General features: G+C 69.8%; 8 protein-coding genes. 4 read left to right on the top strand and 4 right to left on the bottom strand.

Features of this window, described 5'->3' with window-relative positions; all coding sequences use genetic code 11:
• A partial coding sequence (locus VNE60_14440) for an AMP-binding protein (GenBank protein HVB32720.1) occupies nt 1-2,612 on the bottom strand: 2,612 nt, incomplete at its 3' end.
• A 479-nt stretch (nt 2,613-3,091) separates the two neighbouring features.
• Here VNE60_14440 and VNE60_14445 point away from each other — a divergent pair.
• From VNE60_14445 to VNE60_14455, 3 genes are read left to right on the top strand one after another with little or no spacing between them, the layout of a single operon-like run.
• Nucleotides 3,092-4,354: a hydroxymethylglutaryl-CoA reductase gene (locus VNE60_14445; protein ID HVB32721.1), complete on the top strand. Its 1,263-nt coding sequence runs from the start codon at nt 3,092-3,094 to the stop codon at nt 4,352-4,354.
• A complete protein-coding gene (locus tag VNE60_14450; protein HVB32722.1) occupies nt 4,351-6,063 on the top strand; it encodes an AarF/UbiB family protein in 1,713 nt (570 codons plus the stop codon). Before VNE60_14445 ends, VNE60_14450 begins: the two co-directional genes overlap by 4 nt.
• 4 nt (nt 6,064-6,067) lie before the next feature.
• Nucleotides 6,068-7,273, top strand: coding sequence for a 1-acyl-sn-glycerol-3-phosphate acyltransferase (locus tag VNE60_14455; protein HVB32723.1), 1,206 nt, complete (start codon nt 6,068-6,070; stop codon nt 7,271-7,273).
• Here VNE60_14455 and VNE60_14460 read toward each other — a convergent pair.
• The 3 genes from VNE60_14460 to VNE60_14470 all read right to left on the bottom strand — a co-directional run bounded on the left by VNE60_14460 (nt 7,215) and on the right by VNE60_14470 (nt 10,737).
• Nucleotides 7,215-8,447 carry a patatin-like phospholipase family protein gene (locus VNE60_14460; protein ID HVB32724.1) on the bottom strand — a complete coding sequence of 411 codons (1,233 nt, stop codon included), beginning with the start codon at nt 8,445-8,447 and terminating at the stop codon, nt 7,215-7,217. The genes VNE60_14455 and VNE60_14460 overlap by 59 nt on opposite strands.
• Nucleotides 8,448-8,525: 78 nt before the next feature.
• Nucleotides 8,526-8,942 carry a phasin family protein gene (locus tag VNE60_14465; GenBank protein ID HVB32725.1) on the bottom strand — a complete coding sequence of 139 codons (417 nt, stop codon included), beginning with the start codon at nt 8,940-8,942 and terminating at the stop codon, nt 8,526-8,528.
• Nucleotides 8,943-9,111: 169 nt separating this feature from the next.
• Nucleotides 9,112-10,737: a GMC family oxidoreductase gene (locus VNE60_14470; protein HVB32726.1), complete on the bottom strand. Its 1,626-nt coding sequence runs from the start codon at nt 10,735-10,737 to the stop codon at nt 9,112-9,114.
• Nucleotides 10,738-10,957: 220 nt separating this feature from the next.
• On the opposite strand from VNE60_14470, the gene VNE60_14475 reads away from it, so the two are divergent.
• The coding region (locus VNE60_14475; protein ID HVB32727.1) for an LpqB family beta-propeller domain-containing protein at nt 10,958-11,731 on the top strand (774 nt) is incomplete at its 3' end.

Here is an 11,731-nt window from a genome sequence, read left to right on the forward strand (position 1 = left end):
ATGGGCACCACCGGGGCCCCGACGGCGACGGCGGCGGTGAAGGCGCCGAGCCGGAAGGGGCGCAGGCCGCGCGCCCCGGAGAACCCGCCCTCGGCAAAGAACAGCACCGAGTGGCCCTGCCGCAACCGCGCTTCGATCGCGGCGGCATCGGCCACGCTCTGCTGCACGTGCCAGCGGTCGACGGTCGGGTGCTCCCCGCGGCGGACAAACGTCCCGACCAGCGGCCAGCCGAGGACCTCGGTCATGGCGACGAAGAGAAAGTCGACGGGGAGCGCGCCGATGAGCGCCGGCGTGTCGGCGTACGATGCATGGTTGACGACGAGCACGCACGGGCCGCGCGCGGGCAACCGTTCGGCGCCTTCGACGCGGAGCGAACACCCGGTCACGGCCACGAGCACGCGGCTCACGCCGCGACCCAACACGCGCACCGGGCGGCCCTGCGGCAACAGCCGGACGAGCAACCACGCCGCCGGCACGAGCACGATGAGCACCGCCGTTCCGGCGACGGCGAGATACGATAGATAGAGCCCACGTCCCACGGCGTGGGCGCCGCGCCGCAACCTGGCCGCGGCGAACTCGGCGGCCAACGCCACGCGGGCGCGCCAGGGCACGCGGCGGCGCACACCCATGGCGCCGGCCAGGAATGCCTCGCGCGCCGCCGAGCGGCGCACCTTGCCGCTGGGCGTCTTGGGCACCGTTCCCGGGGGAACGACCTGCACGACGTCAGGCGGGACGCCCACCTCCACCGATACGGCCTCGACCACGGCGTGCTCGAGACGTTCGCGATCGGCGAAGGACTCGGCGTGCGTCTCGGCGATCACGATCAAGCGCTCGGTGCCGGTGGCGGGATCGGGCACGCCGAACGCGGCCACGCAGCCCTTGCGCACGCCCGCCACGCCGGCGGCCACCTCCTCGATCTCCTGCGGCACGAGATTGCGTCCGCCCTTGATGATCAGATCCTTCATGCGCCCCGTGACGTACAGCTCGCCGTCGCTCAGGTACGCGAGATCGCCGCTGTCTATCCACCCGTCGGGGGAGACGGCGCGCGCCGTGGCCGCCGGGTTGTGATAGTAGCCGCGCATGCACGACGGCCCACGAAAGAGCACGCGGCCCACCGACCGCTCGGCGACATCGGCGCCGCGCTCGTCCACCACCCGCACGTCGTGGCCGGCGAGGGGGCGTCCCACCGACACGAAGCGCAGGGCGCCGGCGTCGGTGGCGGCGGCCGGCGCGGCGCGTCCGGCGGTGGTGAAGGGGTTTCGCGCCACCGCGTCCACGCGCGGTTCGCGGCCCGGCGGCGGGAAGCAGAGCGCCACGGAGCTCTCGGCCAGGCCGTAGACGGGCATGAAGGCATCGCGGCGGAAGCCGTATCGCGCGAACCGGCGCGTGAACCGATCGAGCGTGCCCGGGCTCACCGGTTCGGAACCGTTGAGCGCGCAGCGCCAGCTGGAGAGATCGAGTCCCTCGATGGCGTCGTCGCGGATCTTCCGCACGCACAGTTCGTAGGCGAAGTTGGGCGCGGCGGCGAGGGTGCCCCGCTCCTGATGGATGGCCCAGAGCCAGCGTTCGGGGCGCGCGAGAAACGTGAGGGGCGACATGAGACCCAGGGGTACGCCCTGCACCAGCGCGAACAGCCAGGCGCCGATCAATCCCATGTCGTGATACAGGGGCAGCCAACTGACCACGGCGTCGGTGGGGCGTATCTCGACGCCGGCGGCGATGGCGCGGATGTTGGCCAGCAGGTTGGCATGCGAGAGCAGCACGCCTTTGGGGTCGCCCGTGCTGCCCGACGTGTACTGGATGAGCGCCGGCGCATCGGCGCCGACCGGCGGCAGCGCGTGGCCGTGCGCCGCGTTGGCCGCGCCCTCGTCGTGCAGCGTCTGGACGGTGACGGGGCGCGCGAGCGCGGGCGCATCGGACTTGAGGGCGCGCGCTACGGGCGCGGCTTCCGGCATCGCGATCAACACGCGCGCTTCGGCGTTGGCGAGAATGCGCGACTGTCGCAGCAGATACTCGCCCAGTCGGTCGAGCCGCGCCGGTGGGTAGAGCGGCACGGCCACGCCGCCGGCGGCGAGCACGCCCATGAACGCCTGCAGATAGTCGAATCCGGTGGGGAGCATGAGCGCCACGGGCTCGCCGGCACCTACGCCACGCGCCACGAGCGCGCCGGCGATCTGCTCGGCGCCGCGCCGGAGGTCGCCGTAGGTGGCCTGCTGCATGCGGTCGTCGCCGTGCAGCCGCACGTGGACGCGCGCGGGTTCGGTCTCGGCGCGCGTGCGAAGCGCCTCGACGAGCGTGGACACCTGATCGATGCGCAGCGCACTCGCGGCGACGGCCGCCGTACGCGCAACGGGCGCGGCGCCGGCGATGCGGGGCGCCTGCTCGACGGCGGCGGCGATCTCCCGCGGCGTATCGAGGAGCAGGAAGCGATCGTCGAGCGCGCGGCCGAACGCGGTTTCCAGCCGGGTGAACAGCTCCACGCGTTCGAGGCTTCCCAGACCGACGTCGCGCTCGAGCGACGCCGATGGGGTGACGGCGCGCGCTGCCCGGTCGCCGCGCAGCTCGCGGGCCAGTTCGCGCACCACCTCCAGGACGCGTTCCTCGGCGGTCATCTGTTGATGATACCTGGCCTGTGGCAGAAACGGCGAACCCTCGCCGTCGGCATCACTGCCTCCGGCGAGGGTTCTGACCCGCTGGCGAATGCCGGTCAGTCGTTTCGGCACCATCTGAACGATTGCTGTTGAGACGTTCGTGCAGATGATCAGCCCGGCACTCTTCCCCTCGTCGGACGGGACCGACTCAGGCGCCCCTTGGCTCTCGGGACTTCAGTTGTGTCCAGCGACCTCACAACCTGTGCGGTCAGGGTCGAACTCCTGCCGCGCTGCCATCCGACGGTATCCCGCGGGGTGGCTCCATTCGCGGCATTCCCGTCCGCGAACGCAATTGTAAGATCGCCCCATTCGCGGCGACCGCCAATTCAGGGAAACCTTGAACTTCCTGCGGGTAAGCCCGGGGCGTGTGGTGCGGAAAGCGCTTACAGCCGTGCTTCCGCTCCCTGATGGCTGGCGGTCCGGAATCCGGGCATCGTCCAGTGTCGATCCCCGAGGGACGCATGGGCACGTCATCCACCCTGATCGGGCGGCAGCCGGCGGCAGATGATACGCTCGCCGAAGCCGTGCCCGTCACGCCGCACATCCCGCACGCCAAGGGCACGTCGGAGGATTACGGGCCGGCGTTGATCGCCCAGCGCCAACGGTTCGTGGAGACATTCACCGGCGTGCACCTGGAGCACGTGTCGTCGTTCTCGATACCGTCCGGGGACGTGCGAGGCAACATCGAGAACTTCATCGGCGTGGCGCAGGTGCCGCTGGGCATCGCGGGGCCGCTGCTGATCGACGGCGAGCACGCGCGGGGCGAGTTCCTCGTCCCGCTGGCTACCACCGAAGGTTCGCTGGTGGCGTCGTACAGCCGCGGCATGAAGGTGCTCAACATGTGCGGCGGCGTGCGGACCACGGTGTCGGGCGACGGGATGCAGCGGGCGCCGGTGTTCGCGTTCGCCTCGGCCCGCGAAGCCCGCGATTTCCTGGGCTGGATCGACGAGCACCTGGCCAACATCCGGGCCGTGGCCGAGTCCACGTCGCACGTGGCGCGCCTGACGCACATCGAGTCGTTCCTGTCCAACAAGTTCGCCTTCCTGCGGTTCAACTTCACCACGGGCGACGGCGCGGGTCAGAACATGGTGGGCAAGGCGACGTATGCCGCATACCAGTGGATCCTGGCCAACAATCCGGCGGTGCGGCGCGGATATCTGGAGTCGAACTTCGCCACCGACAAGAAGGCGTCGCGCGTCAACATGCTGCACCCGCGTGGCAAGCGCGTCACGGCCGAAGCGACGATTCCGCGCGACCTGCTGGTCGCCCAACTACGCGTGGAGCCGGAGCAGATCGTATACCACTGGGGCGTGGCCAACGTGGGCGCGCTGCTCTCGGGCGCCAACAACAACGGCCTGCACTCGGTCAATGCGATCACGGCAGTGTTCATGGCCACCGGGCAGGACGTGGCCAACGTCGCCGAGGGCGCGGCCGCGACGACCTACGTGGAGATCACCAGGGACGACGCGCTGTACTTCTCGATCACGATTCCCAGCCTGATCGTGGCCACGCACGGCGGCGGCACGCATCTGCCCACGCAGCGCGAATGCCTGCAGATGATGGGGTGCCTGGGCAGTGGAAAGGTGAACAAGCTGGCCGAGATCGTCGCCGCAACGGTCCTGGCGGGCGAACTGTCGCTGGCGGCGGCGATCTCGTCGCTGGAATGGGTGTCGGCGCACGAACTGCTGGGACGGAATAAATGATGTCGCACGCGGCCGTTCAGATGCAGCCACCGGTGGACCATGCGCCGCCGGTGGTGGGCCGCCGGCCGCGAGCGGCGTTGAAGCGGATGGAGATCGGAGCGCCGCCCGGCACCGTGCGTCGCGCGATGTCCACCAACCGGCACCTGGCGGGACTGCTGTTCGGCGGCATCGTCGCCTGGACGCGTGAGCGGTCGGCGCGCGGAGACGGCAAGGGCCTGCGATACGCGGCCGCCCGCGCGGTGAGCGCCGCGGCGCATCCGCTGATCCGGCGCGATCTCGTGGACCTGTCGTTCGCGCAACAGTTCCGGCGGCGGCTGGAGCTGCTGGGGCCCACGTATATCAAGCTGGGCCAGATCCTGAGCCTGCGCGAGGACATCCTGCCGCTCTCGATCACGAGCGAGCTGCGCAATCTGCTGAATCGGCTGCCGGTGATCCCGTTCGAGACGTTCACGGCGCTGGTGGAACAGGATCTCGGCCGCCCTGTGGAGCGGCTGTTCTCGTGGATCGACCCGGAGCCGCTGGCCTCGGCGTCCATCGCGCAGATCCACCGGGCGACGACCATGTCGGGCGACGACGTCGTGATCAAAGCGGTGAAACCGGGGGTGGCGGAGACCCTCAAGCGCGACTCGCGGCTGCTGCGCATCCTGGGCGCGGGGCTGCAGGTGGTGATGCCGCGGTATCAACCCCGCCGCATCATCGCCGAATTCTGCGAATACACGTTGCGCGAAGTGGACCTGCGGCGCGAAGCCGACAACGCCGAGAGCTTCGCCGCCAACTTCAGCGACATGGGCGACGTGGTGTTCCCGTCGGTGGACCGGCATCGCAGCGGCGCCCGCGTGCTGACCATGCAGTTTCTGGACGGTGTGCGTCCCGATGCTCCCGAGGCCCTGGCGCTGCCCGAGGAGGAGCGCGAGCGGCTGGTGGATCTGGGGTCGGAGGCGATCATCCGCATGCTGTATCGCGACGGCTTCTTCCACGCCGACCTGCATCCCGGCAACCTGTTGGTGCTGCCGGATGCGAAGGTCGGGTTCATCGACCTGGGCATGGTGGGGCGGTTCGACAGCGATCTGCGGCGGGCGCTGCTGTACTACTACTACTCGCTGGTGATGGGCGACCACGAGAACGCGGCGCGCTACCTGGCGGCGGTGGCGGAGCCCGGGCGCGACGGCGATCCCGTGGGATTCCGGCGCGACGTATCGGAGATCTCGGCGCGGTGGCACCGCGCCTCGAGTTTCGAGTCGTTCTCGCTGGCGCAGCTGGTGCTGGAATCGGTGACGCGAGGCGCGCAGTACCGGATGTACTTCCCCGTGGAGCTGGTGCTGATGGTCAAGGCGCTGGTGACGTTCGAGGGCGTGGGCCACGTGCTGCTGCCCGACTTCGACGTGGCCGAGGTCTCGCGCAAGCACGTCCGCCGGGTGTTCCTGGAACAGTTCAGCCCGTTGCGGTTCGTGCGCGAGGGGCTGCGCGGCGCTCCGGAGCTGGTGGATGCGTTCGCGAAGCTGCCGTCGCTGGTCACCGAAGGCGTGCGGGTGCTGGATCGCGGCACGCGGCCGCGGGGGGAGAATCCGCTCAAGGGCGTGCGGGCCACGCTGCTGGCGGGATTCTGCCTGGTGGCCGGTTCGATCCTCATGGCGTACGGTGTGGCGTGGCCGATGTGGAGCGCGCTGTATGCGTCGGCGGTGCTGCTGGCCTTCCGGCGCGGAGGATGAGCCGATGACGACGACGCTGACGTCCGGGCCGGAGCATGAGGTCCAGCACGAGTGGTACGAGCCGTTCGACGCAGCGTATTGCCGGGACCTGCAGCGGCGGGCCCTCGGGCCGATGTCGGACCACTACTTTCGCACGCGCATCGTCGGCGCAAACAAGCTGCCCGCCGACGGACCGGTGATCGTCGCCGCCAACCACAGCGGCACCGCGTTTCCCTACGATGCGATGATGCTGGACTTCGCGCTCTGGCGCCGCGACGGGATGACCAGGGAGGGCAAGTGGCGGTCGGTGTTCGAGAAGGAGTTGGCGCGGGTGTGGTGGATGCGGCCGTTCGGCGTGGATAACCTGTGGCGGCGCGGCGGCGGCGTGGACATGACGTTCGACAACTTCGAGCGGCTCATCCAGCGCGGCGACCGGATCCTCTACTACCCCGAGGGCGTGCCCGGCATCGGCAAGGGGTTCAACCGCCGCTATCAGCTGCAGCGCTTCCGCACGAGCTTCATCCGCCTGGCGGCGCGCCACGACGTGCCCATCTATCCGGTGTCGGTGGTGAACGGTGAATGGGTGATGCCGTACCACTTCACCTTCCCGCCGCTCGACCGGCTGATGCAGCGCGTGTTCCACGTGCCGTTCCTGCCGCTGCCCGCCGGACTCCTGGCGATCATCTTCCCGTGGATGTGGTATCTGGCGTTGCCGGCGCAGATGACGTTCGTGGTGGGTGAACCGGTCAGCGCCGGCGCGCTGCTGGACGGGGTGGGCGCCGCGAACGCCAAGGAGCCCGACCGCGGCGCGCTCGACCGGGCCGCCCATCGCATGCGCAAACACATGCAGGCGGAGCTGGACCGGCACGTGGCCACGTACGGCCGGCGGCCGTACGATTGGCGGTCGTTGCTCGCGGCACTCCACGCGTCGCGCGGCCGTCTGCGGCAGGTGCTGCCCACGGGATGGCCGCTGACGTTCATCGCCAACGAGCGCGACCACCACCGGCCGGCGGCTCGCAACTGGCTGCATATGGTGCTGCGGGACTTCGACCTGCTGGCGTTCTATCTGCCGTTCGGATGGCCGTTGCTGTCGCTGGCCCGCCGACTGCGGCGCCCGCCGTACGGCTATCGCGGCATGAGCGCGAGCGACGCGCGGGAACAGGAGGGGACGTTCATCTGGCGTCTAAGCGAGCGCCCACTTCCGCCTCGAGACGGTCGAGCACTCGACTGAGCGAACTGGTCACGGTGCGCGACGAGTACGGCGCCAGCACCTCCGATTCGAGCCCGACGCTGGTCCACAGATCGCGCGACTGATCGTCGAGGATGTCGCGGCGCAGGGTGTAGCCGTGAGACGCCAGCACGGGGGCCAACTCGCCGTACCGCTGGCGGAGCGTGCGCCGCGTGGCCTCGTAACCGCTGCGACAGATGTGCCGCCGCGAGCGGAAGCTGAACACGTTGGCAAAGAACAGTTCGTACTCCTCGGCGTCTGGCTCCAGCAGCACGACGTCCGCGCCGGGGAAGCGCGCCGCGTAACGCGCGAAGCCGACGCGTAACCGCGAGTGGATCAGCGTGCGGAACGTCTGCGACAGCACGGCGGGCAGCCCCGCCTGCACGATGACGTCGGTGGGCAAGCGCCCCTCGCGGCCTGCGGCCGCGGCGTCCACGGGGACGATGGGGTTGATGCAGAACAGCAGTTCGGCCCCGTGCTCCAGTGCGACGGAGGCGTGCACCGTCTTGAGCAGCACGCCGTCCACGCACTGCCGGCCCTCGATGCACACGGGCGGATAGACGCCGGGCAGCGCGGTGCTGGCCTGCACGGCGGTGGAGATGGGGATGTGGTCCCAGCCCGCGTCGCCGAAGCGGATGGCGGTACCAGAATCCAGGTCGGCGGCGACGATGGTGAGACGGCGATCGAGTTGCCGGAAATCGTCCGTTCGTCCTTCCATGGAAAAGATCTCGTGCATGTAGGCGCGGATGGGCTCGTTGTCGAACACCCCCACGGGCAACGCCTGCATCAGGTAGCTCACCGCCGCGCCGATGCTCTGTGATCCCGGACGGCGGATCATCTCGTTCACCGACTCGAACACCAGGCGCGGCAGCTTGAACCCGCGCTTGGCGAACTCGCGATACGCCGGCTTGAAGAAGATCTCGGGCCGCAGCGGATTCACGCCGGGTTCATCACGCAGCGCGGCGCGCAACATCTGCGTGGTGGTGAGCCCGTTGGCCAAGCACGCGGCGATGAACGATCCCGCGCTCACACCCACGTAGCTGTGGGCGTGGTTCAGATCGAGGCCATCCACGGCTTCCTCGAGGGCACGCAGGGCGCCGATCTCGTACATCGCACCCACGGGCCCGCCTCCGGCGAGCGCGATCCCGACGCGACCAACCCCGGATCTGCGTGCCATCACCACCTCTCAGCTAATGCGGACCACGACAGACTGGCGTCGGACAGCCGGACCCTCCGACTGTCCGACGCCCGCAGCTCAGGCCGTCGTTGCGCTGGCGCGACGCTTGGTGGGCGCCCGACGGGCGCGGGACTTCACCGGCTTCTCCTCGAGGGTCTTGGAGAGGCGCTCGACGCGCTTGCTGAGACCGTCGATCTCCCTTTTCGTGGGAAGGCCCAGGCGGCTGAGGATGCTCCCCATCCCGTCGTCCCATCCGTCGGCGAGGCGATCCATCGTGTGGCTCGCGGCCTTCCGGACGTCCATCCGATGCCTCACCTCGAGCAGGTGATCCTTGCTCGACGCCTCGAATGTCTTGCCGCGCTTGACCAGCGTCTTGAAGATCTTGCCGCTCTCATCCTCGGCGATCGACAGCGCGCCGAGTCCGGCGAGCCAGATGTGATACGCGGAATCGCGGAGCATGGGAAGCTGCGATGGTTTGGCCAGAGTCTTTGGCATGGTCCAGTCCTCCTGTCGGAATGCTCGCTTCGAGGGGACCGTTCAACTCCCTCGCAGGCGGGAATCGTGAATCGATGTGCTACCAGGAACCGCCCATGAAAGGTGCATGAGGCGGCCGGTGGATTCTGTAGGGAGTTGGACGATGCGCCGTCGGGGAAAGCAGGCCGCGTCAGCCGGGCGGGCCGGCGCGTTCAGGCACGCGCGTCATGGCGTACTCGGCCAGCGCCGTGATCGTCAGGCTGGGGTTCACGCCCGGGTTGGCCGGCACGATCGAGCCGTCCACCACGAACAGGCCAGCGTACCCATGCACCGCGCAGTCGAGGTCCACCACGCCGTCCAGCGGACCGGGCCCCATGGGACAGCCACCCAGGATGTGGGCGGTCATCGGCACGCCGAACAATCCCTCGTTGATCGATCCGGTGAGCACGCCGTTCGTTTTCTGCGCGAATGTCCTGGCCACGGCGCGCCCCAGCTCGGGCGATCCGCTGGCTTCGCTCTGCGCGTCGGGCTCGCTCACCAGGCCGCGGCGAAACCCGGTGAGCCAACTGCGGCCCAGCCGCAGCTTCATGCGGTTGTCCACGGTCTGCATGACCAGCAGCACGGTGGCGCGCTCGGCCCATCCGGGCACCACGTGGGTGCGCAGGAAATCCACCGGCCGGGTGACGATCTGGGCCAGCGACCGCAGCGCGCGTCCCACGAACGTGTGGCCGTCGGTGAGCGGGCCGCTCAGGAATCGCATCAACGACGATCCGGCGGGGTAGCGCACGGGCTCGACGGTGGTGACCGCGTCGGCATTGATGATCGACGTGATCGCCACGCCCTTGGAGTAGTCCACGTTGCGCGGGCGGCTCACGCTGCCCAGGATGCTCTCGCTGTTGGTGCGCACGGCGTGCCCCAGTCGCGGGGAGATGCCGCGCAGCGAACCGGTGACGTCGCGGCAGCGGAAGAGCAGGCGCAGCGTGCCGAGCGCGCCGGCCGCCACGATCACGTTGCGGGCGCGCACCACCGCCGGCCGCCGCGGCACGATCGCGGTGGCGCCGCGATACACGATCTCATATCGCGCGCCGTCCGGCTGCCCCTGCGGCAGCGGGCGGATGTCGCGCACGGCGCATTCGGCGCGCACCTCGGCGCCGTGCTGCTCGGCGAAGTACAGGTAGTTCTTGGGCAGCGTGTTCTTGGCGTTGTGACGGCAGCCCACCATGCAGGCCCCGCAGTGCGTGCAGCCGCTGCGCGCGGGCCCGGCGCCGCCGAAGTACGGATCGGCCACCTCCTCGCCCTCGTGTCCGGGCTCGCCGAAAAAGGTGCCCACGGGGGTGGGCGAGAACGTGCTGGCGGTGCCGAGTTCCCGCGCGATGTCCAGGAGCACGTGATCGGCCGGCCAGAGGCGGGGATTCGGGGCCACGCCGAGCATGCGGCGTGCCGTGGCGAAGTGCGGGGCCAGCACCGTCTTCCAGTCGGCCAGATGCCGCCAGGCGGGCGCCTCGAACAGCGCGTCGCTCGGCTCCATGAGCACGTTGGCGTAGCCCAGGCTGCCGCCGCCCACGCCGGATCCATGCAGCACCCACACGTCGCGGAAAGGGCTCACCTGCAGGATGCCGAAGCAGCGGAGCGCCGGCGCCCAGAGGTAGCGGCGCGCGTTCCAGGTGGAGCGGGCAAAGTCCTGGTCGCGGAATCGCTTGCCGCGCTCGAGCACGAGCACGCGGTACCCCCGCTCGGCAAGGCGCATGGCCGAGACGCTGCCGCCGAAACCCGAGCCGATGATGACGAAGTCGTACGTGGTGCTGGCGGTGGTCATGAGCCGGGGACGGGAGGGACGGCGGGCGCGCGCCGATGGCCGCGCGCGCCCACCAACAGAATCGCCGCGGCGGCGGGCGTCGTCCAGTAGGCGGTTTCCCCATCCGGCGGGATGGGTGGAAGGGGCCGCCGTGGCGCCGCCCGCCCATTCCGGGGCGGTGGGGTGGCGGGTGGCTGATCCGGCGGATAACGTGGACGTTCCACTTTCCCGACGAACCGCCATGCGCATACGAGTTTTCATCTGCGCGCTCACGCTGGCCGCGGCCGGCCTGGGAGCGCAGCAGCCCGGGTTGGGCTACTATCGCTTTCCCGCCATCTCCGGCAATACGGTGGTGTTCACCGCCGAGGGCGACCTGTGGCGGGTGCCCGTGTCCGGCGGCACGGCGCAGCGGCTGACCACCGCGCTGGGCGAGGAGACCAACGCCGCGATCTCGCCCGACGGCAAGCAGGTGGCGTTCTCGGCGAGCTACGAGGGCCCCACCGAGGTGTACGTCATGCCGATCGACGGCGGCCCGCCCACGCGCCTCACGTACGAGGGCAGCGTGGCGACCGTGGTGGGCTGGACGCCCGACGCCAGAGTGCTGTACGCCACCCGCGACTACTCGACGCTTCCCGACATGGAGTTGGGCTGGGTGAACCCGGCCACGCGCGCGCACGGCCTCGTGCCGCTGGCCCAGGCCGCCGACGGGGCGTACGACGCGAGCGGCACGCTGTTCTTCACGCGATTCCCGTTCCAGGGCAGCTTCACCAAGCGCTATCACGGCGGTACGGCGCAGAGCATCTGGCGGTACGCCAGCCACGGCGCCGAAGCGCAGCCGCTCACCGCCGACTACACCGGCACCAGCCGCGAACCGATGCCGTACAAGGGCCGCATCTACTTTGCCAGCGATCGCGACGGCGTGATGAACCTCTGGTCGATGGACGAGAACGGCCACGACCTCAAGCAGCTCACGCACCAGCCCTACTTCGACGTGAAGACGCCGAGCCTGAGCGAC

Source organism: Gemmatimonadaceae bacterium (assembly GCA_035533755.1).
GTDB lineage: Bacteria > Gemmatimonadota > Gemmatimonadetes > Gemmatimonadales > Gemmatimonadaceae > JAGWRI01.